Genomic DNA, 24,521 nt, shown 5'->3' with positions numbered 1-24,521 from the left:
GGCTAACCCCGGTAAAGGCCCTGAACCGCCGAATAGCCGGGTGTCGAGGCGGCCACCGGACCGGTGGCTCCCGCCCGGATCGCCGTGGCGGTTTCCACGGCGGCGGTCAGTGCGACGCGGTAGAGCAGTGAGCCGAGGCTGACCCGGGCGACGCCCAGGGCCGCGAGTCGGGCGAGGGGCGGGCCGGCGGGGGTGTAGAGGATGTTGAGCGGGACGGAGAGCTGGCCGAGCAGGACCTCGATGGCGGCGGGATCGGCCAGTCCCGGGACGAACACGCCGTCGGCTCCGGCCTGTTGGTAGCTGTCGAGGCGGCGGACGGTCTCCGGGGCGGGGCGGTCGAAGCCGGTCCAGTAGGTGTCGGTGCGGGCGTTGACGAAGAGGTCGGGAGCGGCGGCCTTGACGGCTGCGATCTTCGCGGCGTGCAACGGGGCCGGAGCGAGCGTACCGTCCGGGCGGCCGTCCTCCAGGTTGATGCCGACGGCTCCGAGGGCCGACAACTCGGCTGCCAGAGCGGCGACCTCGTCCGGATCGTCGCTGAAGCCGGACTCGGCGTCGACGGAGAGCAGGAACCGGCCCCGGCCGAGGCGGCGGGCGAGCCGGAGGGTCTCCCGGCGGGTGGCCGCGGCGCCGTCGGGCAGGCCGGCCGCTGCCGCCACACCGAGGCTGGTGGTGCCGATCGCGGTGAACCCCTGCTCGGCGAGGGCGACGGCGGAGGCGTGGTCCCAGGCGTTCGGGAGCAGCAGCGGTCGGCCGGGGTGATGGTGCAGGGCGGCGAAGGGGTTCATGAGGCCTCACTCCCAACGGTGTTGGCGTTCACGGTGGCGGTAGTGGCGGTAGTGGCGGCGAGGGCGGCGGGGCCGGCAGTGGTGGCGGCACGCGGGGCGAGGGCTCCGATTGCGTCCGCGTAGTAAGCGGACTCGGCGACGTGGAAAGCGAGTTGGCGGAAGGTCCAGCCGGTGCCCGGGGAATGGTCGAGCTGGTCCGGGGTGAGGGTGGCCAGACGGTTGGACCAGATCCGGGCGAGCCGGGTGAGACGGCTGCGGGCCTCGTCGAGGTCGGCCGGGGTGAAGGGGGCGAGATCCGACGGGGTGGTGGCGGCGGAGGCGTGCCAGTGGTCCGGCTGGGTGGGTTCGCCCGCGAGGCGGGCTTCCAACTCGGCCAGATGGTCGATGAGATGATCCGCGACCCGACGGATCGCCTTGTGCGGGGTGCAGGTCCGGCCGTCGACGGCGACCGGCTGGCCGTCCCAGTCCGTCCAGGTGGCGGCGAGGGCCAGGACATGGTCCACCATGGCCGGGACGACCTCGGCGGGCACGTGGCCGCTGGTCGTCGGCGTGTCGTCCGCGAACGGGCCCGCCGGGTCGGAGGCGCCGTGCAGGATGCCCGCCGCGAGGGCGAGGGCGTGCGCGCGGCCCGGGCAGACGCGGGGCGGGGCGCCGAAGGACAGTGGGGGCAGGTCGGCGTTCCCGGTGGTGCGCCGGGCGGTGCTCTGGGCGGTGCTCTGGGCGGCCGCGATGTCGAGGACGACCCGGGTACCGGCGGGGAGTTCGACCCCGGCGACCGTGGTGTCGCGGGCGGCGACCCGGCGCATCTCCCGTACGGGCGGGTCGTGGCGCAGGGTCTCCGTGAGCAACGCGGCCGGGAGAACGCCCCGGGCGGCGGTGCGGCGGGCGTGCTCGACCAGGAGAGCGGTGGCATCACAGGCCTGAACGAGGAGGCCGATCCGGTTGGCCGCCCGTTCGGAGGCGAGGGGGCCGGACGCGAGGGGGTTGGGCGCGAGGTCGTCAGGCGCGCAGGCGGCGGACTCCGTGGCGCCGGCCGGATCCATCCGCGGCAGCAGCCAGGCCACCGCCGCATCGGCCTCGGCGTCGTCGGGCAGTTCGACGAAGTACGCCCGCGCCACCACGGCGACCGCCCTGGCGACGGCCTCCGGCTCCGCCAGCCCGAGGGACTGTGCGAGGACCCGGACCGCTCGCAGCCGGGCGTCCTGCTCGAATCCGGCCGCAGCCGCCAGGCGCAGTGCGGCGGGGTCGAGGCCGGCCAGGTCCGCCTCCACCAGGGCGCGGCGGGCGGCGTGCACCTCGCCCGTGCTGAACCGGGCCACGGTGGCGCGCAGCCAGGCCACGCCGCCGGGAGGCCCGGGGACGGCGCGCGGCGGCACCAGGTCGGGGCTGGCGAGGGCGGACGTGACGTCCTCGTACCCCTCGAACACGGCGTCGGTGGCGTCGGTGGCGACGGGAGTGACGGCGGGGGTGACGGAGGGGGTGACGGAGGCTGGACTGGCCGAGGTGGTCATGGGCGTCACGCTAGGGGCGGCACGGTTCGGTGAGCGCCGAACCGTGCCGGGGGCACCATGGAGGCATGTCACTCGCCCAGCTCGCCGGACTGCTCGCCGATCCGACCCGCGCCGAGTTCTGCACGGCGCTGCTCGACGGCCGGGCCTGGACCGCCGGTGAACTCGCCCGGCACGCCGGCGTCGCCCCCTCCACGGCGAGCGAGCACCTGTCCCGGCTGATCGCCGGAGGGCTGCTGGCGGAGGAGCGGCAGGGCCGGCACCGGTATGTCCGGCTGGCCGGCCCGGCGGCGGCAACCCTGATCGAGGACCTGTCGACGTACGCCGACACCACCGCGCCCACTCAGCCGCCACCGCGCAATCTGCGTGACTCCACCCGGATGAGCGCCGAGGCCCGTGCCCGGACCTGCTACGACCACCTGGCCGGGCGCCTCGGCGTGGCCGTCACCGACGCACTGCTGGAACGGGGGCTGGTCGCGGACCGGGACGGGCTCACCATCACCCGGCGCGGCCGGGCGTGGCTGGCCGATGTCGACATCGAGCTGCCGGACCGGACGGGCCGCAAGGGGGGCCGTCCGGTCGTCCGCAGCTGCCTGGACTGGACGGAACGCCGCAGTCACCTGGGCGGCGCGCTGGGCGCCGCGCTGTGCCGTACCGCGCTGGACCGGGCCTGGGTGGAGCGGATCGGCTCGGGCCGGGCACTGCGGGTGACGGCGGACGGCCACCGGGCCCTGCGCGAACTGCTCGGGGTGGAGATGGAATCGGGGCGGGGCGACGGCTGACCGCCAGCGGCCCACCGCCGACCGGAGAACAACCGACAGAGAACAACCAACAGAAAACAGATAACAGATGTTGAAAGCTGTTATCTGTTTCCTGTTACCCGCCAGCTGTCCGGCCGCAGCTCACTCGCCGTGGTGCGCCGGGCGCCCCACGCCCATCAGGCGTCCGCCATCACGGGCAGGTCGCCGGACGTCTTCCCCAGGTCGATGACGCCGAACGCGGCGCCCTGCGGGTCGCCGATCGCCGCGAACCGACCGAACGGGCTGTCCATCGGGCCGAAGTGGAGCGTGCCACCGCGCTCGGTCGCCCTGGCCACCGTGGCGTCGCAGTCGTCCACCGCGAAGTAGACGCTCACGTACGACGGCACGTCCGGCGGAAGATCGTCCGGGCCCATCTTCATCCGGCCGAGAACGGGCGCCCCATGGACATGGAAGATCTTGTAGTCCACCTGGTCGGTGTCCATCCGCTTCACGCTGAACGGGAAGACGGCGGGAAAGAAGGAGTCCGCCTTGCCCGGGTCACGGGTGAGCACCTCGGCCCAGGTGTACGAACCCGGCGCGCCCTGCTTCTCGAAGCCCTCGTGGCGGCCGGCCTGCCAGACCCCGAAGGCGACGCCGCCCGGGTCCTTGCCGATCACCATCGTGCCGAAGTCGCCGACCTGGAGCGGCCCCATCAGCACCTCACCGCCATTGGCGCGGATCCGGTCCGCGGTGGCGGCGGCGTCCGGCGAGGCGAAGTACAGGCACCAGGCCGACTGGGTCTCCTGGCCCGGCATCGGCGGCACCACGGCGGCGACCGCCTTGCCGTCCGAATACGCCTGCGTGTAGTTGCCGAACTCCGACGAGCTCTCGCTGAACGTCCATCCCAGCACGTCACCGTAGAACGCCTTGGCGCCCTCCAGGTCGGTGAACATCGCGTCGGCCCAACAGGGTGTGCCCTCAAGTCGCGCGGCCATCTCTCTGCCCTCTCCTGCGGTGGTGGCACCTGTCCGGAGGCACATCGCGGCGACTCGCCCCTGGCGATTTGCCCCGATTCGCCACAGTAGCCAGTCCGCCGCCCCACCGCGCGCTCAGCGTTACCCCAGCTCAGCGGCGCCACAGCAGTTGCCACGCCCCACCACAGCCACGCCCTACCGCAGCCGGGCCACCGAAGCACGACGACGGCCCGCCGGTTCGCACCCGGCGGGCCGTCGCTGGACCGATCTGCCGCTACCCGATCGGCGATGACACCGGCGTCGGCAGCGAAGTCGACACCCCTGCGGCCGGCGACGGCACCAGCGGCCGCGCACCCGCCGTCCCGAACCCGCTCGGGCCGGTCGGCACGAGCCCCGGACGCGGCACCGTCTCCACATCACCCGCACGCGAACCCGCCCGGGCCGGAGCCGCCGACGCAAGCCTTGCCGCGGACGTCCCCAGCCCCGTCGGCCCGAGCGGAACCGAGCCGCCCCACGCCGCGCCCGCCGACGACGCACCCTCCGGCAGCTCACCCGCGAAGTGCCGCCGCAGGTCCGCCTCGCCGTACCGGCGGCAGTCCCGGTGCCAGATCATGATCCCGGCGAGCCAGTTCTCCAGTTCGGTCACGTACCCGTCCAGCATCGCGCGCGCCTCCGGCCCCAGGTCGAAGTCGTCGTACAGCACGGGGAACTCGTTCGCCCCGACGTGCTGGAACTGGGCCAGCCGCGAGTGCATCAGGTCGTCGACGATGCGGACGGCCGCCGGGTAGTCGCAGTTGAAGAAGTTCTGCACCACCAGCACCGCGTTGTGCACCTCGCCCTCGTACTCGACCTCCTTCTGGTACGAGTACAGGTCGTTCATCATGCAGGCGTAGTCGGCGGCCGCGTTCTCCAGCGAGCGCATCGGCCCGCTCTCGTAGATCTCCGGCGGGACGGCCTGCCCGTGGGCCAGCCGGCAGAGGCTCATGGTGAGGTCCGAACCGAAGGTCTTCCGGCGCATCTCGATGTAGTCGACCGGGTCGGGGATCCGGTGCTGTGCCTGGTTGTTGAGCTCCCAGAGCCAGCTGAGCGTCATGTCCTCGACCGCCTTGCGGAACTTCCGCCTGGCCTCGACGGTCATCGGCCCGGCGGTGCGGGCCCAGAGGTCGGCCAGGCCGCGCTCCAGGGCGTTGGTCGGCTCCGGCGGCACGCTGCCGTCCACCGGCATGAAGGCCGAGAGACGGTCGTTGGCGGCCTTGGCGCCGGCCAGGTCGCGCGTCCGCCCGAACACCACCGGGAAGTAGTCGTCGGCGTATGTTCCCCAGGTCAACCAGCCCGAGGTTAGGTCGAGTTGCTCGGCGGTCGCGTCCGGGTGGATGCCGGCCGAGCAGAGCGGGAAGTCATAGTCGGCGACCTTCTCGGCCGTCCAGATGTCCGATCCGGCCACGCCCGGCTGCGGCTCCAGCATGCCCACCCGGCCGGACCATTCCACCGTGTTGCGCCGCGAGGCATCCAGGTGGGGGCTCAACGAGACGGTGAACGGGAGCTTGAAATCGGGCAGTTGGGACGGTCCAACCTTCTGGAACGGCACATGGCTGTGCGAACGCGCCCGCCGCACAGCCGGATCGACGCCCCCGGCCGACCCGGCACCGGACCCGCCGCCCAGCCCACCAGGCACACCGGACGCGCCGCCGGCCCGACCGCCCGCCGCCCCCGACCGCAGGATGTCCAGCGCCGACGTGCCGACCCCACCGATCGCGAACGGGTCCCACCAGTTCGACGAACCCGCCGCCGCCCCACCGCCGTTCATGTACCGGCTGGACCGCATGTGCCACTCGTGGCCGCCCGACTGCCAGTCCTGGAGGCCCTTGACGTACGCCAGGACCTTGGCGCAGCCCTCCGGGTCGAGCCCGGTCTCGGCGAACAGCGAGGGGAGTTCGGTGAACACGGTGTTCTCGAACTGCTGCAGCCGCGAGGTGAGCAGGTCGTTGACGGCGTCCGCGGCCTCCTGCGTCGAGCAGCCCAGGAAGGTCTCCAGCACGAGGACGCCGTTGCTCAGCTCGCCCTCCTCCTCGACCTCCCGCTGGTAGGAGAAGAGGTCGTTGCGCAGGTGGACACCGTCCGAGAAGGCGTCCATCAGCACTCGCAGCGGCCGCGAGCCGGAGACCGTCTTCGGCACCTCCGCGTTCGCCGCGTACTCGATCAGCCCCGCTGACCAGGGCGCGCCGCCGACCTTGCGACGCATCTCGATGTACTCGACGGGGTTGGCGATCCGGCCCGCGTTGATGTTGGCGAGCTCCCAGAGCGACTCGTTGAGCAGGTTCCGGGTGCTCTCCGCGAACCGGACCCGCCAGTCCTCACCCATCGCGGGCACGGTCCGCCGCCACAGGTCGGCCAGGCCGGCCTCGACCGGGTTGGTGGGCTCGGGCACGGGGGTGGCCGGGTCGGCCGGCATGAACAGCGGCAGGCGGTCCAGGTATGCCTTGCCGCCCTCGCGGTCGTTGGTGCGCTTGAAGATCTCCAGGAAGTGGTCGTCGAAGAAGAACACCCACACGTACCAGTCGGTGACCAGCGACAGTGCCTCGGCCGAGGCGTCCGGGTGGGTGTAGGCGCAGAGCAGGCCGTAGTCGTGGGCGTCGAGGTCCGCCCGTGTCCAGATACCCGACCCTTCCAGCATCCCCATCTCCCGTGCCCACTCGCTGGAATGGGTGCGCGCCTCCTCCAGATGGGAGTTCAGGCGCGCCGGATGCGGCACGTAGAAGGAGGGCAGTTCGAACGGCTGAGTCACCGGGCGAGCCTTTCTGGACGTGTCGAGGAGGCCGACCGGCGCGACGAAGCCGGTACGTCCAGCCACGCTTCCGCCCATAAGTCCGCCACCCGGTCGGCTCAGCATTACCCCTGAGCAACGATCTTCACCGGACAACGGGAACAGTCATATGAGATCAACCCTTTTGATCGAACTCCTGCTCCAATTACTGGCCTTCTCTGGTTCACCTGTACGGATATCCGGCCCGGCACCGCGCAGGCGCCACCGGCCGGGGCACCACGGGAGGGGCGGGCGCCACCGCCCGCCCCGCCCGTGGTGCCTCCCCCGGCTCAGCCCTCCCCGCCGCGCTCCGCCCGGCCGGCCGGATCCGCCCGACCCGCCCCCGGCGAGGTGCCGTCGGCCGAGTCCCTCGTGAACACCTCCCAGGCCGCGGGCCGCTGTTCCTCCTCCCCTCCCACGTCCTCGGCAGCCGGCCGCACCGGCCCGGGCACAAACCACGACCCCGTCCAGGAGCCCGCCCCGGAGCCCGAACCCGTCCCCGGCTCCGGCCCCGGCTGCTCCGGCTCCGCCGCACCCCCCGCCGCACCCCCCGCCGGCCCGTCCCCCGGATCCCCCAGGCCCGCCCGGATCAGCGCGGCCTCCTCCGGCCGCCCGATCGCCTCGGTGAACAGCGCCACCCGGTGGGCGTAGACGGTCCGTTCGCCGTCCTCCTCCTTGAGCTTCACATCGTCCATCAGGTCGTTCAGCGGCCCCACCACCGACGGCCCCCGCCGCCCCCCGCCGTCCACGTCCGGATGGTGCAGCGCCGCCCCGGCTCCCGGCGCCGCCCCGTCGAGGAACGGCACCGGCTGCCGGACCGGCCGGACCACCAGGTGCTCGTACAACTCGTCCACCGCCTGGTTGTTGGCGACCGCCGACAACTGCGCCAACGGGCCGATCAGGTCCACCGCCCGCGTCACCTCCTCGTCGTTCCGGGCCAGCCACCACACCACCGCGCTGCCGGGCGACTTGAGCACGTCGTCACCGAGGTAGGCCCGCTTGTTCCGCTCGTACCGCCGCTCGTGCTCCCAGACCTCCTCGGCCTTGCGCACCTCGGAGAGCTTGCCGAGCCGGTCCCGGTCCGCCTCCGGCAGGCCGAGCCCGACCCGCCCGGCCATCGCCACCACCAGCCCGGAGGCGTCCGGGCTCTGCGTGCCGAGCACCCCGTCCAGCCGGTGCCGGACGAGGTCCAGCCGCGCCGGGTGCTCGTACTCGGTGACGGCACGGGCGCGGGCCAGGACGGTCTCGACGGCGAGGCTGCCCGGGTTGGCGTGGACCAGTCCGCTCCCGTTGTGCAGCGGCCGCCACCAGACCGTCGCCGAGAAGACGAAGTCGTAGTCCGGCACCCCGCTGGGCAACGCGACCCCCTCCACCCGGGCTTCCTGGTACGGAAGTTCGGCCGGAGCTTCCGGCGGAACCACCGCCGAGGGATACGGCGGAGGCGAGGGGACCACCCCCTCCCCCTCCGGACCGCGCACGGTCAACTGCGTGACCAGCAGGGCGATCACGGCCGCCGCCACGACCCACACCCACACGGGCCAGCCCAGCCCCCGCCCGACACCAACGGGCACCAACCCGGCCGCGGCGGCCAGGGCGGCGGTGCGGGCCTTGTTCCTGGAGTGCGTGGAGTTCACGGTGTCCTCTCCTCGGTGCGGCGCGCCCCGGACGCGCCGATCGGCTCAATGCCCTGCGCGAGATCGATCTTCTGCCAGAACCGGGCCGCCACTTCGGCCCGGCTCGGCTGCCCCTCCGTCCGGTCCGGGGCGTTCGCCCAGTCGTACGCGACCAGGTAGAGCCGACTGAGCCGGTCGGCCCACCCGTCGGCCGCGTCGACCAGCACACCCATCAGCCGCTCCCGTTCCTGCGGCGCCACCGACCGCATCGCCGACAGCCACCGCTCGACCGTCGGCCCCCACCGCTGCGCGGGGGCCACCGCCAGCACGCCCCGCCAGCCCCGCACCATCGCGGCCGCGGGCACCCACGACAGCGACGGATCGGCCAGTTCCAGGAAGAGCCCCGCATCCGGTGAGTCCGGCCGCCCCGCCTCCAGCCCGTCCCACAACCGGGCCAGCAGCTTCGCGTACAGCCGCGGATCCCGCCGGACCAGCTCGAACAGGGCCTCCCGGGCGTCGGGGGGTCCGCTCTCGGCAGTCCCGCGTGCGAGATGGTGCAACCGGACGAGTGCCTGGTCAGGGTGGGTCGGCGCCATCACGTCCAGGCAGATCCGCGCGAGGACCCGGACCAGGTTCGGATGCAGGCCCGAGGTGACCGACCAGTCGTAGATCCTCGCCCGGAAGGCCGAGCCGAACCGCTCATGTGCCAGCCCCCGGGCGAGCACCTCCATCGCTTCGGGCATCAGCCTGGTCTCCGCCGCCCACTGGTCAGCCAGTGTGTAGAGAGGTCCCAACGTGGCGACCCGCAGCGACTGTTCGGTGAACCGGGCGACCAGATTCCGCCGGTCGTCCGGGCCCAGCAGCCCCTGTCCCCGGACCGCATCCCCCACCCAGTTCCGGAAGGATTCCCGCAGATCGGGGTAGTACGTCCAGAAGTGGGAGCGGACCGCCGCGTCGTAGGCCAGCGAGTCGAACCGGACCCGTCCGTCGCGGTCGACCTCGACTCGCAGGGCGTTCAGCCGTTCGGTCAGATCGGTACGGTCGAGCCGGGGCCGCTCGTCGGGTGGATGCCTCAACGTGACCAGCAGGTCGTCGGCTTGCCGGAACACCACGTCGGCGGGCGCCCCGTTCAGCATCGCCGCGGTCAGCAGCAACGCCCGCTGGCGGCCCTCGCCGAGTGCGGCCACCTGCTCGGCCACCTCCTTGCTGCGGTCGCTGAGCGCTTCGGCCGCCTGCTTGGCCCAGGACTCGAAGTCGCCACCCGCCCCTCCCCCCGAGCGGGCCTGCGCCACCAGGTCGGCCAGCCGCTGCAGTTCCCGCATCGCGGAGCGCTCCAGCAACTCCGCGAGCACCGAGGCCCGCAGATCCGCCGGCGGGATGCCGATGCCCGCGTGCACCAAGTGACGGGCCAGCACCACATCCCCGCGCGGGCGCTCGATCGTCGCCATCAGCTGCCGGAAGTCCGGTCGGAGCAACTGCTCATGCCCGTAGGGCAGTACGACCACCAGTCGGGCTCCGCGCCGCTCCACCGTGTCCCAGTACGCGGACAGCAGCGGCTGGGCGTCCAGATACTCCTGCTCGGAGGCCCCGGAGAGATCGAACAGTAGCCGGTCTCCGGACGCCAACTCCGTCATGTCGTCCCGCTTGTCGGTCAGGGAGACCTCGCGGAACCGGTCGTCATCCCCACCCAGCCGGTGCAGCAGCATGACGGCGGCGGTCCTCCGCCCGCTACCGGGAGGCCCGGACAGCAGGACGGTCGTACCGGCCTTCTCCAGCCGCTCGGCCGCGACTCCGTAGCCTGGTGGAGGGACGAATCTCTGACTCAGCCAGCGTCGTTGCTCCCGGGCCATGCGCCGTGGATCGCTGCCGGTGCGGACCAGCCGATCCGCACCGGCGATCAGGTAGTGGAAGTGGTTATGCTGATCGCCGGGCCCGGTGTGCGTCGGCCCCTGGGCCTCGCCGATCCAGGTCCCGTCACCACCATCGGTCACCGCTGGCCGTCCTCGCCGTGGCGGCGTCCGCCGAACTGATGCCTGATGTCGCCGCCCTGCTCGACGTAGCTTCCGCCGTCCCCGTTGAACTGCACGCCCCCGTGCTGCACCTTGTTGTGCTGGTCCCCCGTTCCCGTGTGCAGCGGACCGCTCGCGTTGTTGACGAAGGTCCCCAGGTCACGGCCGGCGTTGCCGACGCCCCCGTCGTAGTCCCTCGCCTGCACCACGCTGCCGTCCACCCGGCCGGTCCGGACGCGGCTTTCCGGCTCCACCATCGTCTGGGCGATCTGCCGCTCCGCCTCGGCGAGTTGGGGAAGCGCCTCGGCCAGGTCGTCGCCGATCCTGGCGAGGTCGGCCTCCGCGTTGCGGGTGTCCAGCCGGCGGTACTGGCAGTCGGCCAACTCGCCCAGCTCGGCCGGGAGGTCGCGCCGGTTGAGGCGCGTCGCCCGGCCGATCAGGACCGGCACGACCAGCGCACCGCTCTCGAACGCCTCCACGATCTCCCGCCTGGTCCAGTCCTCCGGGTCGTCCAGCGCCCGTCGCCCGTCCGCCGTACGGGCGTCCGCCCAGTGCGCGCCGATGACGGCGATCAGCACGCTGCTGCGGCGGACGGCGGTCAGCAGTTCCTGCGGGAAGCGGCGGCCGACCTTGATGGACTTGCTGGCGCGGAACACCCGCTCGCTGCCGAAGCGGCGCGACAGCTCGCGCTCGATGAGGGTGGCGCCGGTGTCCTCGTCGGTGGTGCGGTAGTTCACGAAGATGTCGGGCATGAGGGATCACCTCTCCAGTGAGTGACGGCAGGGTCGGGCCCGGGGTGTGTCGAGGCTTCGACCGGCCTGTGGGTGAAACACCTGCGGATGGAGCGCTACCGGCAGGACGGCTGCGGACGGCGCGACTCGGGCAAGGCGCCTACGGGTGGAGCGCCTACGGGTGCAATGCCTTCGCGAGCGCGGGCTGGAGGTCGAGCACGGCCCGGTTGGCCCGGAACCGTGCCAGCTCACGGGCCAGCCGCTCCACGTCGGTCCTGATGGTGGCCGACCGGAGCGCGGGAACGAGCGGCAGCAGCTCCGCCGCCAGCGTGCAGGCGTGCTCGGCCTCCCCGGTGGCCGCGTGCGCGAGGGCGCGCCGGAGGCCGTACCGGGAGCGGCTGCGAACGGCGTGCGGGGGGATCCGCGTGTACTCGTGGTCGAGTACCTCGGCGGCCTGCGCGGGGCGGCCGAGGTCGTAGAGACACCAGCCGGTGACCATGGCTGCCGGGTCGACGAGGTTGGTCGTGCCGAGGACGGGCGCGACGGGTCCGTCCTCCGCCGCCGCCCTGGCCAGCAGTTCGCGCGCCCGGTCGAGGCTGCGCAGGCTGGCCGTGTGGTCGCCGGCCAGGGCGTGGCCCTGGGCCTCCCGTTGGGCGGCGAGGCCCCTGATTCTGGGCGGCAGGTGTCCGCCCTGGGCCTGGGCGACGAGTTGGACGGTCTGGTCGGCGTCGCCCGCGTAGAAGGTGACCAGCGCCCGGCGGACCAGCGCGTACGAGGCGAGGTCCCGGTCGCCACCGGCTTCGGCGAGTTCGACCGCGCGGGCGGTCCACCAGAGCGCGGACGGGTTGTCACCGCTCTCCTGGGCCATCCAGCCCGCGTACTCGGCGTACCGGGCGGCCAGTCCCAGCAGCCTCGGCCGGCTCGACGCGTCGGCCTGGACGGCGAGTTCGCGCAGGGTGTGCGTCTGCACGGTGAGGAGCGGCAGCAGCATGCCGGGGTCGGTGGTCTGGCCGAGCCTGCGCATCTGGTCGAACTGCGCGCGGAAGATTCCCACCGGGGAGCTGTCCCCCGACGGCTCCGCCCCCGCACCGGCCCCGACTCCGGCACCAGTACCACCGAGCACCGCAGCCGCCGCAGGCCCCGCCGCCCCGGCCGCAGTGGCAACCCCCGCTCCCAGCAGCGACGTTGCCCCCGCCGTCAGCAGTTGGCGCCGTCCGAGCCCCCCGGGCCAGCGGACGCCGTCGCGGCCGACCCGAAGCAGCCAGGCTTCGTCGTCGGTCGCGGCGCCGTCCACCCCCGTCCCGCGCTCGGGGGATTCGGACGGCACCAGTCTTTCCAGCTCGCCGCCGGCGGCGAGCTGGGCGTCACAACGGCGGGCCAGGTCGAACGGCGGCGTCTTGTGACCGCGTTCGATCTTGCTGAGATGGCCCTTGCTGTAACTGAGCAACTCCGCGAGCCGGGTGAGCGTCAGTCCGGCGGCGAGCCGCCGTCTGCGCAGTTCCGGACCGAACTCATTGGATGCGTGCATGCCAACCCCCTCTCTGGAACCGTCCGCCCGTGGTTCTGCGTCCTGGGCCGGAAGCGGTCTCCCCTCGCTTCCGCATGAATCTTGGCATGCGACTGAGGGGGGTGGACCGGGAATGGCGGCGTTTCCCGTTTCCTCTTTTCCAGGTGCCGATTTAGGGGCGTCTCGGCCTGAGGACAAAGGGAGTTAGCGACAAGTCCATTGAGAGGAGAGCCCAAAGCGCCCGGCGGAGGGATCACCCGGCGCGCGCGCCACCACCTGCGCCGAGGCTTGCGCCCGCGCACGCGCCTGCCACCAATTCACGCCCGGGGAGCCGCCCGGGAGCCGCCCGCCGAACCGGAGTTCAGGCACCTGCGGACGGCCACCTCGCGAACGCGGATGAACGAGCACCGACCCGGGTGAACGAGATCGGACCCGGGCGGACCAGGCGCACCCGGCGGAGCGAAACAGAAGGGCCGAAACAGAAAAGCCGGAGCGGAAAGGCGGACCGGTCCGGCGCGACGGGACACCTACCGCGCGTCGTCCTCCCCGCCGCGACGGCGGCTCCAGGCCGCCATCCAGTCCTGGCCCCAGGGAATGCCCACCATCAGCGCGGCCGCGTTCACCATCCACCAGACCAGGCGGCGCAGGCCCGGCTGGCCGGGGCCGACCAGGAGGGCCGCGACGGTGGAGATCCCGACGGAGGCTCCGACGACCAGCAGCACCGCCGCCACCTCCGCCCGGGCCGACGGCTCCGCGCCCGAACCCTCGGTCCGATCAGAGAGAAGGCGCGTTCGAGAGTGGCCTGGCGACGACGGAAGAGGTCCACGACTGTCACGGCGCTCGTCGGCCGTCATCCTGCCCAGCATGCTCATGGAGGAGACTCCTCGGGTTTCTCGGATCTTTCCGGGAAGGTCAGGACTTGGCGGCGGCCGGCTGCCGGCCGGCGGGCCGGAGTGGACCGAAGCGCCGCACGACGACGACGCCGGGCGACCGGCGGGCAGCCCCACCACTCACCATCCACGCCCACGGCGCGGCGCCCCCGTGACACCCGAACCACCCGGACCGCCCGGACCACTCACACCGCCCGGACCACCCCACACCCCGGCCCAAGACCAAGACCAAGACTGATTGTTCGTCATATCTACGCCACCCCCGTTCGTTGACGATCCACCCCGGATCCTCGACAGCCGGCCTTGTCTGCGGACATGCCATGTCACCCCGAAGGCGGTGCCCGTCACGCGGAAGCGGCAAAGTTTCGCCAATCCCTTGCGAATTGAGTGTCGTCCTGTGACCGTGTAATAACCAAGGGTTTCCGCAAGACCTTTCAGACACTCTTATGGCAGGGAGGTGGGCGCAGGTGGTACGCCGGAAGGCTGACACCGGCGATCGGCCGAGGACCTGGGGAGATGAACTCGCCTACTGGCGAAGCGCATCCGGTCTCCGCCAGGACGAACTGGCGAAGCTGATGAACATTCACCAGACACGCGTGTCCCAGTTCGAACTGGGCAAGTCGCCACCGACGCTCGAAGATGCCACAAGGTTCGACAACGCTTTGCACGCGGGCGGCCAACTGATCAGAAGCTATGAACTGGTCGCCCCCTACTTGCACGATTATCACCCGGACTGGTTCCAGGAGTTCGCGAAGTCCGAGGCCCAGGCGAGCGTGATTCGCGAGTTGCATACCGGCCGCGTCTCCGGACTGCTGCAAACCGAGAGCTACATGAGGGCCCTCTTCGCCGCCCACAACGAAAACCTGGGCACCGCGGAGATCGATGCGCTGGTGCAGGGGCGATTGGACCGACAGGAACGCCTTCTCCTGCCCCGCGACGCCCCGATACTCGTTTCGATCCAGGAACAGGCGACTCTGGAACGCGTGATCGGCGGCCCGGACGTCATGCTCGCACAACTGAATCATCTCCTGGCCAGAATGCGACGCCGCAATGTGGTCGTCCAGGTCCTTCCGTTCGACGCGGCCGCAAGCGCGCGAATGTCCGGGATGGTGCTGCTGGAGATGCCGTCCGGCCGCAGCCGCGTCTATTCCGAGAGCCTGACCCGGGGCCACTTCATCGACGAGCCCGAACAGGTTCGGAATTGGGCCGCCGACTACGATCGGATCAGGGCAGCGGCGCTGTCGGAAGCCGAGTCGGTCCGACTGATCCACCGCGTCATGAGAGGACTTCGCATCCATGTCCCAGGTGCCCGACCTGACGAACGCGACCTGGCGCAAGAGCAGCCACTCGGACGGAAACGGCGGCAACTGCGTCGAAGTGGCCCACGACTTCCCCCTCCTCGTCCCCGTGCGTGACAGCAAGGACCCCCACGGCCCCGCCCTCGCCTTCCCCTCCGATTCCTGGCGGGCCTTTCTCACCGGCCTCCACTCCGGCGACTTCGGCACGGTCTGAGCACGGCCCGAGCACGGTCCGAGTACCGCCCGCCAAATCTCCCGCCGAACCGCCCGACGAACCGCCCCCGAACCGCCCGACGGACCACTCCGGGCGGGTCTAGCACAGAGGATGGATCGTTCTGCAACGAACCAACCAGTTATTTCAAGGTGTTGCCAGGTAAGCCGAACCCCGCCCACGGGCGTGTTGACCCCCTCCTCTCCTCCGCCGTCCACCAGACTGGACGGCGACCACCCGCGTCTCCACACTCCGAGAAGGGCCTGCCCATGAACGTCACCGTGCGGCTCGCGCAGCAGCCTGAGGCCGACGAACTGCTCGGGCGCAGCCCACTCGCCGCGCTCGTGGGGATGCTGCTCGACCAGCAGGTCCCGATGGAATGGGCGTTCACCGGCCCGCTGACGATCGCTCAGCGACTCGGCCACGAAGACCTCGACGCGCACGAGATCGCCGTCTACAACCCCGAGGCCTTCGTCGCCCTCCTCTCCGACAAGCCCGCCGTGCACCGTTATCCGGCCGCGATGGCCAAGCGGGTGCAACAGCTCTGCCAGTTCCTGGTGGCGCAGTACGACGGCGACGCGGCCGGCGTCTGGCGGGGCGCGGCGACCGGCAAGGAACTGCTGAGCCGCCTCAACGCCCTTCCCGGGTTCGGGAAGCAGAAGTCGCAGATCTTCCTCGCGCTGCTCGGCAAGCAGTACGGCGTGACGCCGGACGGCTGGCGCGAGGCGGCGGGCGCGTACGGCGAGGAGGGTTCGTACCGCTCGGTGGCCGACATCACCGGCCCGGAGACCCTGGAGAAGGTGCGCGCCCACAAGCAGGAGGTGAAGCGCGTCGCCAAGGAGGCCAAGGCCAAAGCCACCGCCTGAGACCTCACCCCGCGCCTAATCGCGGACCCGGGCCCGTGCCCCGGATCCCAGGCCCGCCGCCCCTGAGCCCCTCATGACACCCGCCGGTACACGTACCGCCCCCGGATCGCCCGGTTGAAGTACCGCCCGTGGCTCTCCGCCGCCATCAACTCCCGGTGCACCCGGGCCGGCACGTCCGCGTACGTGTACACGTGCCCGCCGGTGAACTCCAGCTCCAGCGCCCGCGCGGACCGGTCGTAGCCGACCGAGAGCAGGAGCGACGAGTCCACCGGCGTACGGTTCATGGCCTTCCCAGTGTGTGCACGGGGGCCCCGGCCGCGCATCGCGACCGGGGCCCCCGAGCACCCGCCTCAGATCAGAACCGGCGTCTGCTCCACGTCCGCCGTCGGCTCGCCGGAGGCCGCCCCGGAGGCCGACTCGGACCCCGCCGCCGCACCCGCCGCGGCGCCCGCCCCGGAGGCCGCCGCGCCACCCGTCCGCTTCGGCAGCGCGAACATCAGCAGGAACACCACCGTCAGCACCCCCACGACCCACCACAGCGCATGGACGAACGCCCCGCTGAACGCCGTCCCCACCGCGTCCGGAGCCGGCGCCTCGTCCATCGCGCCGAAGAACGCCACCGAGACCAGCCCGAGCCCCAGCGCCAGCCCCAGCTGGTTGACGGTGTTGATCAGCCCGGACGCCGACCCGGCGTGCTCACGCGGCACCTCCGCCAGCACCGCGTCCGTGATCGGCGCGACGATCAGCCCCATCCCGAGGCCCATCACCACCAGCGGCAGCACCATCTGCCAGGCGGTGATGGCCGTCCCGTACCGCTCGGCCTCCCAGATGTACGTGACCACGCCGGCCGCCATCACCAGCGCGCCGCTCTGGAGTACCTTCCGCCCGAACCGCGGCACCAGCTTCTGCACGGACAGCCCGGCCGCCGTCGAGACCGCGATCGAGAACGGGATACCCGTGGTCCCGGCCTTCAACGGGCTCCAGCCGAGGCCGATCTGCATGTACAGGGTCCAGACCAGGAAGAAGATCCCGGTGACCACGCCGAAGGTCAGCTGCACCCCGATGCCGGCCGCGAAGCTCTTCACCCGGAACAGCGACAACTCGACCAGCGGCGAGCCGTCCCGCCGCGTCTTGACCCGCTCGTAGGCGACGAACAGCGCGAACACCGGCAGGCTCCCGGCCATCGAGAGGTGGCCCCAGAGCGGCCAGCCGGCCTCCCGGCCGTGCGTCAGCGGGTAGAGCAGCATCAGCAGGCCCACGCTGGCCAGTACGGTGCCGAGCAGGTCCAGCCGCAGCGCCTGCTCCGCCCGCGACTCCCCGATGAAGCGGCGGCCCAGCAGCAGCCCGGCCACCCCGACCGGCAGGTTGATCAGGAAGATCGGCCGCCAGCCGAGGCCGAACAGATCCCACTCCGTCAGCAGCGCGCCGATCAGCGGGCCGGAGACGGCGCCCAGGCCGACGATCGCGCCGAACAGGCCGAACACCTTGCCGCGCTCCTCCGCCGGGAAGGTCGCATGGATGATCGACAGCACCTGCGGCACCATCAGCGCGGCCGTCCCGCCCTGCAGGACCCGCGTCGCGACCAGCATCTCGGCGCCGGTCGCCAGACCGCAGAGCGCCGAGGCGATCGTGAAGCCGCCGATTCCGATCAGGAACAGCCGCTTGCGACCGTAGATGTCACCCAGCCGGCCGCCGGTGATCAGGCCGATCGCGAAGGCCAGGGCATACCCGCCGGTCACCCACTGGATGGCGCTGAAGGAGGCGCCGGTGTCCTCCTGGATGCTCGGTATCGCGACGTTCACGATGGTGACGTCCACCAGGTCCATGAAGGAGGCGGTCATCACGATCGCCAGGGCGATCCACCTCCGCCGGTCGACCGCCGCCGGGTCCTTCGTCCTCATTCGCTGCTCCTCGTTCTCGCTCTTCGGCACGTCGGCGACGATAGGGGGGATATAGGCCAGATCCTGACCCACTTGTCCGGCATCCTGGACGGTATGACCGACACCCCGGCGCGGCTGCTGAGCCTGCTCTCCCTCCTCCAGACCCCGCGCGAGTGGCCCGGCAGCGAGCTGGCCGAGCGCCTCCAGGTCAGCCCGCGGACGATCCGCCGGGACATCGACCGGCTGCGCGAGCTGGGCTACCCGGTGCAGGCCACGATGGGCGCCGTCGGCGGCTACCGGCTGGTCGCGGGGACGGCGATGCCGCCGCTGCTGCTGGACGACGAGGAGGCGGTGGCCATCGCGGTCGGGCTGCGGGCGGCGGCCGGGCACGCCGTGGCCGGGATCGAGGAGGCGTCGGTCCGTGCCCTGGGCAAGCTGCTCCAGGTCCTGCCGGGCCGGCTGCGGCAGCGGGTCGGCGCGCTGAACACGGCCACCGTGCCGCTGCTCAGCGGGGACGGGCCGACCGTCGAGCCGGAGGACCTCACCGTGCTCGCCAACGCCGTGACCAACCGGGAGCGGCTGCGCTTCGGCTACCGGGCCGGCGACGGTGCCGAGACCAGGCGCCAGGTGGAGCCCAACCGCCTGGTCTCGGCCGGACGGCGCTGGTACCTGGTGGGGTACGACCTGGACCGGGACGACTGGCGGCTCTTCCGGGTGGACCGGATCAGCGAACCGTTCGCGACCGGCGCCCGGATCACCCCGCGCGAACTGCCCGCCGAGGACGCGGCGGCCTATGTGGCGAGCAAGCTCCGCCGGCTCGCTCCGACGCACACCCTGGTGGCGACCCTGCACCTGCCCGCCGCCGAGGCAGGGCGCTGGTTGAACCGCCACGGCGACTGCGAGATCGAACCGATCGACGAGCACAGCTGTCGGCTCCGCTCCAGGGCGGACTCACTGGAGTGGCTGGCGATGCGGCTGCTGATGCTCGGCTGCGAGTTCGAGGTCCACGAGCCTCCGGAGATGTCCGCCCTTCTGCGCGAGCTGGCCGCCCGCGCCGCCCGCGCCGGACGGGCGGGCGACCAGGCGGGCGACCAAGCAGACGACCGGGCCGACAGCCTCAGACGCCGAACTCGGCCGTGATCACCGCGCGGGCCAGCGTGTGGAAGGTGATGTTGAAGCCGACCTGGGCCGGCGGGATGTCGGCGGCGACATCCAGCGCGTCCACGTCCAGGGCGTGCACGGCGAACGCGTACCGGTGCGCCGGCCCGGGCGGCGGGGCGGCGCCGTCGTACTTGTTGGCCGGGAAGTCGTTGCGGGCGTGGAAGGAGGCCTCGCCGGGCAGGTCGGCGTCCGAGGCACCGGCGCCGCGCGCCAGGCCGGCGGTGTCGGCGGGCAGGTTGAGCGCCAGCCAGTGCCACCAGCCGGAGCCGGTCGGGGCGTCCGGGTCGAAGCAGGTGACGGCGATGCTCCGGGTGCCCTCCGGCAGGCCCGACCAGGCCAGCTGCGGCGAGAGGTTGCCGCCGGAGTAGCGGAACTCCTCGGCCAGCTCGCCGCCTTCGGTGATGTCCTCACTGGTCAGTTCGAAGGACGGCACCTGCGGCAGGAACTCGTACGGCAGCGGCGGACGAACGCTCATGGATGATCACCTCTCGACAGGCTGGCTGTTGCTGAAGACCGGGCCGGGGGACCGGCCGAGGGCCGGGCCGAAGATCGGGCCGGATGACGCGCCTCACTTTAGGGGGTGCGGGCCGGATCGGGCTCGGCCTAGAGTCGGCACCATGGCCTCGGACGACCGCACCGGTTCCCCACTCCCCCTCGACCCCGCGCGCATGATCGCCGATGCGCGCCGGGCACTCTTCACGATGGTCGGCGTGATGGCCGTCGTCTGGGCATTGCAGCTGGTGAACTGGCTGGACGACTACGGCCTGAGCAGGGACTACGGCGTCATGCCGCAGCAGATCGACCGGCTGCCGAACGTGGTCACGGCGCCCTTCCTGCACTGGAACTGGGCCCATCTGGAGGCCAATTCGGGGCCGCTGTTCGTCTTCGGCTTTCTGGCGGCCTACCGGGGGGTCAAGAAGTTCCTCGGGCTGACCCTGCTGGTCGCGCTGACCAGTGAGCTGACGGCCTGGATCTTCGACAAGCCGAACTCCATCGGCGTCGGCGCGAGCGGCGTGGTCTTCGGGTACTTCGGCTACGTGGTGCTGCGCGGGCTCTTCGACCGCAACCTGATCGACACGCTGATCGGCCTGGTGCTGGGCGCCTCCTACGCCTACATGGTCACCGGCGCGCTGCCGGGCGTCGCTCCGGGGATCAGCTGGGCGGCCCACCTCGGCGGTCTGGTCGGCGGCTTCGCGGGCGCCTGGATCTTCCGGGACCGTGGCCCGAAGCCCGCCGACGGCAAGGCGGCCGCTCTCCCGACGCGGTCCGGCGCCGCCGGCAGCGGTGCTCCCACCAGCGGCGCCCCCGGTTCCAACGCCGCCCTGCTCAAGGAACTGGACGACCTCGGCCTCTGAACGCCGACCGCTCTCCTCGGGCCGCCCCCCTCGGGCTGCCACCCTCACGCCGCTGACCTCGGGCGACGCCGCCCGCGCCCGTCTCCGCCAGGTATAGACCAATCCACACCCGGCGGCTAGCGTGAGAGGGCACCCGTCCCCCTGCTCCGGAGCCGCACCGTGGAGTCGTCCGTCCTCGCCTTCGCCACCGACCTGCTCGACGAGGGCGCCGACACCTTCTTCGGCAACCTCACCGCCCGGGCCGGGGTGGGCGGCGTCACCCTCGCCTCCGTCTACCACGAGGCCAGGGACGTCTTCCCGCACAACCCGCACCGGGTGATCCGCTACCTGGAGCCGGGCGCCGCCTACTTCCGCCCCGACCCGGCGCGGTGGACCGGCCGACGGCTGCGGCCCGTCCCCTCCACCGCGATCGGCGACCGCGACCCCTTCGCCGAGGCCGCCGCCGAGGCGCGGCGCCGCGGGCTGAAGCTGCACGCCTGGACGGTGTTCTGCCACAACGACCGGCTCGGCTTCGAACACCCGGACTGCGCGCCCGCCAACGCCTTCGGCGACCGCCACCTCACCGAGCTCTGCCCGGCCAATCCGGAGGTCCGCGAGTACGCGGTGACCCTGGTCGCCGAACTGGCCCGCTACGGCGTGGACGCGATCCGGGCCGAGTCGCTGCACTTCCACGGGCTGCGCCACGGCTACCACCACGAGCGCTACTTCGAGGAGCTGGGCCCGGTCGCCGAGGCGCTGCTCGGCATCTGCTTCTGTGACCACTGCCGAGCCGCCGCCACCCGCGCCGGCGTGCCCGCCGACGAGGTGGCCGAGGCCGTCCGGGGCGAGTTGCGCCGCCGGCTGGCCGACGACGCCGCGGCCGCCGAGCCGGGTGCGCTGGACGAGCTGGCGGGCGGCGGCCTGGCCGCCTACGTCGACGCCTCCGCCGCGACCGTGACCTCGCTCGCCGCCGAGGCGGCCGAGGCCGCGGAGCGGTACGGCATGCGGCTGAGCTTCATGGACGGCGGCGGCCCCGGCAAGGGCTGGCTGTCGGGCATCGACCTGCCCACGCTCGCCAAGGCCGCCCACCAGATCGAGACGCTCGGCTACGCGAAGACCCCGGAGGCCGTCCGCGAGAAGATCGCCGCCTTCGCTCTGCACGGCGTCCGCCCGCAGGACATGGCGGTCATCCTCCGGCCGATGGCCTCGGACTGCGACGGCCCCGCCAACCTCGCCGCCAAGATCGCCGCCCTCCGTGAACTGGGGGTGCCGGAGGTCGAGTTCTACAACTACGGCCTGATGCGGCTCTCCTCGATGGACCGGATCGGCGCCGCTCTGGCCGGATAACGCCCCTGGTCAGCGCAATCCGCCCTGGCCATGTCAAGGTTGAGAATCTAGGCTCCCCCTCGTTGTGATCTTCCAACGAGGGGGAGCCCCCATGCCACCGTCGAACGGCCGGATCAGCCGCCGCACACTCATGACCGGAGCCGCGGGCACCGCCGGAGCAGCCCTGGCCGCCTCGGTCTCCACCGGCGAGGCTGCCGCCGCCTCGACCACCTCCGAAGCCACTGCCGCCGCAACCGCCGTCCCCGCGCCCAACCCGTACCCGCTCAAGCCACCGCACCAGATCGAGGCCGAGACGCTGATCGACCACCTGCGGCTGCGCCCCTGGAGCCACAACGCCAACCAGTACAAGACCGCGGGCGAGTTCGACGACGTCCACACCAGCGTAACCTGGGGCACGGCCGGCCATCCGGAGGAGTTCTCCAACCTCTCCCAATGCTCGTCCTTCCTCACCCTGGTGCTCCAGCGCGCCTACGGCGGCACCGTACCGGTCGACTCCCCCGACCGCCCGCTCCCCTGGCCGGCCGCCAACTACGGCTGGGCGACCCGGGAGTACTTCCAGCGCTACTTCCGGACGGACCGGCCCTTCCCGACCGCCGAGCTGTTCCAGCAGGGCTTCGCGAACGCGGCCGACATCCCGCACCTCACCGCCGTCACCAAGCCGGTCAACCTGCGCCCGGGCGACCTGGTCGCCCTCGACTACGACCCGGCCTCGACCACCACCCCGTACACCGGACACATCGTCATGATCCGGGAACGCAGGGGCACCTGGCCCGACCCGGTGGACGCACAGGTGGGCGCCGGCGTGGTCCCGTACATCTTCGAGATCATCGACTGCACCAGCGACCCGCACGGCAACCCGAAGCCGAGCGGCGCCACGGAGCTCTACCGCGCCTTCCCGGACACCCGGATCGAGGAGAGCGCCGACCCGAGCGGCCAGCCGGTCTGGGCGGAGCACAACGGCGCCGGCTACGGCCACATGATCTTCTACGCGGACGCCGCCACCAAGCTGTTCGCCGGCTACCGCTGGAGCGTCAACTCGTCGACGCCCCGCAGGATCGCCGACCGACCGATCTCGGCGGCCCGCGTCTACCTGGGCTGACCCGCACGGCCACCCACGCCCCGGCCGGGTCGAAGCCGCCGCGCACCCGTGCCGGACGGCCGGTCACCGCCGGCGTTTGGACGTCCCGAACAGGCTCCGCGAGATCTCCCGCCCGAGCTGCGTCCCGGCCGTGCGGGCAAAGGACTTGAGCGCCGGGCTGCTCAGCAGCGAGCCGAGCAGCCCGCCGCCCTCCGGCTCCGCCCCCTTGCGGGACGCCGGCCGCCCGGTCCGCCCGGCCCCCGGCTCCGGGGCCGGCACCGGCGCGGGTTCCGGCCGGGCCGCCCGGGCGGCCAGCTTCTCGTACGCCGACTCCCGGTCGATCGCGTCCTTGTAACGGCCCGTCAGTTCGGATCGGTCCACCAGCGCCTGCAGCGCGGCCGGTTCGACCGGGCCCATCAGCGACCGCGGCGCCCGCAGCCGGGTGGCCGCCACCGGTGTCGGCGCGCCCTTCTCGGAGAGCACGGTGACCACGGCCTCACCGGTACCGAGCGAGGTCAGCACCTCGCTCAGCTCGTACGCCGACCGGGGGAAGGTGGAGACGGTCGCCCTGAGCGCCTTGGCGTCGTCCGGTGTGAAGGCGCGCAGCGCGTGCTGCACCCGGTTGCCCAGCTGGGCGAGCACATCGGCCGGAACGTCCTTCGGCGTCTGGGTGACGAAGAAGATCCCCACCCCCTTCGAGCGGATCAGCCGCACGGCCTGGGTGATCGCCTCCAGGAAGGCCTTGGACGCGCCCTTGAAGAGCAGGTGCGCCTCGTCGAAGAAGAACACCAGTTTGGGCTTGTCCAGGTCCCCGACCTCGGGCAGTTCCTGGTAGAGGTCGGCGAGCAGCCACATCAGGAAGGTGGAGAAGAGCCGGGGCCGGTCCTGCACCGCGGGCAGCTCCAGCACCGAGACCACACCCCGCCCGTCCGGCGCGGTCCGCAGCAGTTCGGCGGTGTCGAACTCGGGCTCCCCGAAGAAGGCCCCGGCGCCCTCGTTCTCCAGCATGGTGAGCGAACGCAGGATCACCCCCGCCGTCGCCGCCGAGAGGCCGCCGATGCCCTTCAGCTCCTCCTTGCCCTCGGGCGAGGTCAGGAAGGTGATGACGGCGGTGAGGTCCTTGAGGTCGTCCAGCTCCAGCCCGCCGCGGTCGGCGTAGTGGAAGACCAGACCGAGCGAGGACTCCTGGGTCTCGTTCAGGTCCAGCACCTTGGCGAGCAGCAGCGGCCCGAAGCTGGTGACGGTGGCCCGGATCGGGATGCCCGCGCCCCGGCCGCCGAGCGAGAAGAACTCCGTCGGGCAGCCCCGCGCCGACCAGTTCTGGCCGACCTCGGCCGCGCGGGCGGCGGTGCGCGCGCTCGGCGTGCCGGGTGCGGCGACCCCGGAGACATCGCCCTTGACATCGGCGAGGAAGACCGGGACGCCCTGCTCGCTGAGCTGTTCCGCGATCAGCTGGAGGGTCTTGGTCTTTCCGGTGCCGGTGGCGCCCGCGACCAGCCCGTGCCGGTTGAGCACGCCGAGCGGGATCCGCACCTGGGCGTCCGGGTAGGCGGTGCCGTCCAGCAGCACCGCGCCGAGGTCGAGGGCCGGTCCGGCGAAGGCGTACCCGGCGGCGATCTCCCGGACGGCGGGCGGCACCACCGCCGGCGGGGCCGCGGCGGGCGGATTGGGGGCGGAGGACGGCGGCTCGGCGGTGGACATCGGGGCACACTCCCGGGCAGAACAGGGACGACGTTCGCGACATTTCCCATGAAACAGCCGCAATCGCCCGCTCGCAGCTCACACG

Annotated in this window: 21 protein-coding genes; 8 read left to right on the top strand and 13 right to left on the bottom strand. The window is 72.1% G+C overall.

Translation table 11 applies throughout. The features are described from left to right. Positions 1 to 2 precede the first annotated feature (2 nt). Both ACIP82_RS12925 and ACIP82_RS12920 read right to left on the bottom strand, forming a co-directional pair. Entirely contained in the window at positions 3 to 785 is a 783-nt protein-coding gene (locus ACIP82_RS12925) for an isocitrate lyase/phosphoenolpyruvate mutase family protein (protein ID WP_400653383.1), read from the bottom strand. Beyond that, positions 782 to 2,296: a hypothetical protein gene (locus ACIP82_RS12920; RefSeq protein WP_400653381.1), complete on the bottom strand. Its 1,515-nt coding sequence runs from the start codon at positions 2,294 to 2,296 to the stop codon at positions 782 to 784. The genes ACIP82_RS12925 and ACIP82_RS12920 overlap by 4 nt, the downstream gene beginning before the upstream one ends. Positions 2,297 to 2,361: 65 nt before the next feature. Between ACIP82_RS12920 and ACIP82_RS12915 the strand changes: the two genes are divergently transcribed. Continuing rightward, a complete protein-coding gene (locus ACIP82_RS12915) occupies positions 2,362 to 3,075 on the top strand; it encodes a winged helix-turn-helix domain-containing protein (RefSeq protein ID WP_363603971.1) in 714 nt (237 codons plus the stop codon). A gap of 155 nt (positions 3,076 to 3,230) precedes the next feature. On the opposite strand, the gene ACIP82_RS12910 is transcribed toward ACIP82_RS12915, so the two are convergent. The 7 genes from ACIP82_RS12910 to ACIP82_RS12880 all read right to left on the bottom strand — a co-directional run bounded on the left by ACIP82_RS12910 (position 3,231) and on the right by ACIP82_RS12880 (position 13,392). Next, positions 3,231 to 4,028 carry a VOC family protein gene (locus tag ACIP82_RS12910; protein ID WP_363603969.1) on the bottom strand — a complete coding sequence of 266 codons (798 nt, stop codon included), beginning with the start codon at positions 4,026 to 4,028 and terminating at the stop codon, positions 3,231 to 3,233. A gap of 253 nt (positions 4,029 to 4,281) precedes the next feature. Then, positions 4,282 to 6,792 (bottom strand): germacradienol/geosmin synthase, encoded by a 2,511-nt coding sequence (locus ACIP82_RS12905; protein WP_400653378.1) that lies wholly within the window; start codon positions 6,790 to 6,792, stop codon positions 4,282 to 4,284. 308 nt (positions 6,793 to 7,100) lie between these two features. Further along, a complete protein-coding gene (locus tag ACIP82_RS12900) occupies positions 7,101 to 8,444 on the bottom strand; it encodes a hypothetical protein (protein WP_400653376.1) in 1,344 nt (447 codons plus the stop codon). Further along, positions 8,441 to 10,414 (bottom strand): hypothetical protein, encoded by a 1,974-nt coding sequence (locus ACIP82_RS12895; RefSeq protein ID WP_400653374.1) that lies wholly within the window; start codon positions 10,412 to 10,414, stop codon positions 8,441 to 8,443. Before ACIP82_RS12895 ends, ACIP82_RS12900 begins: the two co-directional genes overlap by 4 nt. Then, a complete protein-coding gene (locus ACIP82_RS12890) occupies positions 10,411 to 11,184 on the bottom strand; it encodes a TIR domain-containing protein (RefSeq protein WP_400653372.1) in 774 nt (257 codons plus the stop codon). The genes ACIP82_RS12895 and ACIP82_RS12890 overlap by 4 nt, the downstream gene beginning before the upstream one ends. Positions 11,185 to 11,338: 154 nt before the next feature. Continuing rightward, positions 11,339 to 12,691, bottom strand: a complete 1,353-nt coding sequence (locus tag ACIP82_RS12885; RefSeq protein ID WP_400653371.1) for a helix-turn-helix domain-containing protein — start codon at positions 12,689 to 12,691, stop codon at positions 11,339 to 11,341. Positions 12,692 to 13,197: 506 nt separating this feature from the next. Further along, positions 13,198 to 13,392 carry a hypothetical protein gene (locus tag ACIP82_RS12880; protein WP_363603956.1) on the bottom strand — a complete coding sequence of 65 codons (195 nt, stop codon included), beginning with the start codon at positions 13,390 to 13,392 and terminating at the stop codon, positions 13,198 to 13,200. Positions 13,393 to 14,027: 635 nt separating this feature from the next. Here ACIP82_RS12880 and ACIP82_RS12875 point away from each other — a divergent pair. The 3 genes from ACIP82_RS12875 (at position 14,028) to ACIP82_RS12865 (ending at position 15,935) form a co-directional block, all read left to right on the top strand. Next, positions 14,028 to 14,975 (top strand): helix-turn-helix transcriptional regulator, encoded by a 948-nt coding sequence (locus tag ACIP82_RS12875; RefSeq protein WP_363603955.1) that lies wholly within the window; start codon positions 14,028 to 14,030, stop codon positions 14,973 to 14,975. Continuing rightward, positions 14,938 to 15,072 carry a DUF397 domain-containing protein gene (locus tag ACIP82_RS12870; protein ID WP_363603953.1) on the top strand — a complete coding sequence of 45 codons (135 nt, stop codon included), beginning with the start codon at positions 14,938 to 14,940 and terminating at the stop codon, positions 15,070 to 15,072. Before ACIP82_RS12875 ends, ACIP82_RS12870 begins: the two co-directional genes overlap by 38 nt. A 266-nt stretch (positions 15,073 to 15,338) precedes the next feature. Next, on the top strand, positions 15,339 to 15,935 hold the full coding sequence (locus tag ACIP82_RS12865; protein ID WP_363603952.1) for an HhH-GPD-type base excision DNA repair protein: 597 nt from the start codon (positions 15,339 to 15,341) through the stop codon (positions 15,933 to 15,935). 71 nt (positions 15,936 to 16,006) lie between these two features. Here the strand turns inward: ACIP82_RS12865 and ACIP82_RS12860 are convergent, their stop codons facing one another. Further along, a complete protein-coding gene (locus ACIP82_RS12860; RefSeq protein WP_363603951.1) occupies positions 16,007 to 16,219 on the bottom strand; it encodes a KTSC domain-containing protein in 213 nt (70 codons plus the stop codon). Positions 16,220 to 16,285: 66 nt separating this feature from the next. Further along, positions 16,286 to 17,836 carry an MFS transporter gene (locus ACIP82_RS12855; RefSeq protein WP_400653558.1) on the bottom strand — a complete coding sequence of 517 codons (1,551 nt, stop codon included), beginning with the start codon at positions 17,834 to 17,836 and terminating at the stop codon, positions 16,286 to 16,288. A 93-nt stretch (positions 17,837 to 17,929) separates the two neighbouring features. On the opposite strand from ACIP82_RS12855, the gene ACIP82_RS12850 reads away from it, so the two are divergent. Continuing rightward, positions 17,930 to 18,955, top strand: a complete 1,026-nt coding sequence (locus tag ACIP82_RS12850; protein ID WP_400653368.1) for a helix-turn-helix transcriptional regulator — start codon at positions 17,930 to 17,932, stop codon at positions 18,953 to 18,955. Here ACIP82_RS12850 and ACIP82_RS12845 read toward each other — a convergent pair. Next, positions 18,933 to 19,451 carry a YbhB/YbcL family Raf kinase inhibitor-like protein gene (locus ACIP82_RS12845; protein WP_363603948.1) on the bottom strand — a complete coding sequence of 173 codons (519 nt, stop codon included), beginning with the start codon at positions 19,449 to 19,451 and terminating at the stop codon, positions 18,933 to 18,935. The two genes, ACIP82_RS12850 and ACIP82_RS12845, sit on opposite strands and share 23 nt — an antisense overlap. Before the next feature lie 142 nt (positions 19,452 to 19,593). Between ACIP82_RS12845 and ACIP82_RS12840 the strand changes: the two genes are divergently transcribed. The 3 genes from ACIP82_RS12840 (at position 19,594) to ACIP82_RS12830 (ending at position 22,756) form a co-directional block, all read left to right on the top strand. Next, positions 19,594 to 20,331: a rhomboid family intramembrane serine protease gene (locus ACIP82_RS12840; RefSeq protein WP_363603947.1), complete on the top strand. Its 738-nt coding sequence runs from the start codon at positions 19,594 to 19,596 to the stop codon at positions 20,329 to 20,331. A 159-nt stretch (positions 20,332 to 20,490) separates the two neighbouring features. Then, positions 20,491 to 21,657: a hypothetical protein gene (locus ACIP82_RS12835; RefSeq protein ID WP_400653365.1), complete on the top strand. Its 1,167-nt coding sequence runs from the start codon at positions 20,491 to 20,493 to the stop codon at positions 21,655 to 21,657. A gap of 91 nt (positions 21,658 to 21,748) precedes the next feature. Then, a complete protein-coding gene (locus ACIP82_RS12830; RefSeq protein ID WP_400653363.1) occupies positions 21,749 to 22,756 on the top strand; it encodes a hypothetical protein in 1,008 nt (335 codons plus the stop codon). A gap of 63 nt (positions 22,757 to 22,819) precedes the next feature. Here the strand turns inward: ACIP82_RS12830 and ACIP82_RS12825 are convergent, their stop codons facing one another. After that, positions 22,820 to 24,436, bottom strand: a complete 1,617-nt coding sequence (locus tag ACIP82_RS12825; RefSeq protein WP_400653361.1) for a helicase HerA-like domain-containing protein — start codon at positions 24,434 to 24,436, stop codon at positions 22,820 to 22,822. Positions 24,437 to 24,521: the final 85 nt, after the last annotated feature.

Origin of the sequence: Kitasatospora sp. NPDC088548, from assembly GCF_044753005.1 — a bacterium.
Taxonomy (GTDB): Bacteria; Actinomycetota; Actinomycetes; order Streptomycetales; family Streptomycetaceae; genus Kitasatospora.
This window is presented reverse-complemented; position numbering and strand designations above follow the sequence as displayed.

Bases quoted from the DNA above. Each gene is read 5' to 3' on its own strand.
- ACIP82_RS12850 (WP_400653368.1), top strand. From the start codon at position 17,930: ATGACCGACACCCCGGCGCGGCTGCTGAGCCTGCTCTCCCTCCTCCAG.
- ACIP82_RS12860 (WP_363603951.1), bottom strand. From the start codon at position 16,219: ATGAACCGTACGCCGGTGGACTCGTCGCTCCTGCTCTCGGTCGGCTAC.
- ACIP82_RS12830 (WP_400653363.1), top strand. From the start codon at position 21,749: ATGCCACCGTCGAACGGCCGGATCAGCCGCCGCACACTCATGACCGGA.
- ACIP82_RS12845 (WP_363603948.1), bottom strand. From the start codon at position 19,451: ATGAGCGTTCGTCCGCCGCTGCCGTACGAGTTCCTGCCGCAGGTGCCG.
- ACIP82_RS12855 (WP_400653558.1), bottom strand. From the start codon at position 17,836: ATGAGGACGAAGGACCCGGCGGCGGTCGACCGGCGGAGGTGGATCGCC.
- ACIP82_RS12825 (WP_400653361.1), bottom strand. From the start codon at position 24,436: ATGTCCACCGCCGAGCCGCCGTCCTCCGCCCCCAATCCGCCCGCCGCG.
- ACIP82_RS12920 (WP_400653381.1), bottom strand. From the start codon at position 2,296: ATGACCACCTCGGCCAGTCCAGCCTCCGTCACCCCCTCCGTCACCCCC.
- ACIP82_RS12910 (WP_363603969.1), bottom strand. From the start codon at position 4,028: ATGGCCGCGCGACTTGAGGGCACACCCTGTTGGGCCGACGCGATGTTC.
- ACIP82_RS12915 (WP_363603971.1), top strand. From the start codon at position 2,362: ATGTCACTCGCCCAGCTCGCCGGACTGCTCGCCGATCCGACCCGCGCC.
- ACIP82_RS12840 (WP_363603947.1), top strand. From the start codon at position 19,594: ATGGCCTCGGACGACCGCACCGGTTCCCCACTCCCCCTCGACCCCGCG.
- ACIP82_RS12925 (WP_400653383.1), bottom strand. From the start codon at position 785: ATGAACCCCTTCGCCGCCCTGCACCATCACCCCGGCCGACCGCTGCTG.
- ACIP82_RS12890 (WP_400653372.1), bottom strand. From the start codon at position 11,184: ATGCCCGACATCTTCGTGAACTACCGCACCACCGACGAGGACACCGGC.
- ACIP82_RS12865 (WP_363603952.1), top strand. From the start codon at position 15,339: ATGAACGTCACCGTGCGGCTCGCGCAGCAGCCTGAGGCCGACGAACTG.
- ACIP82_RS12885 (WP_400653371.1), bottom strand. From the start codon at position 12,691: ATGCACGCATCCAATGAGTTCGGTCCGGAACTGCGCAGACGGCGGCTC.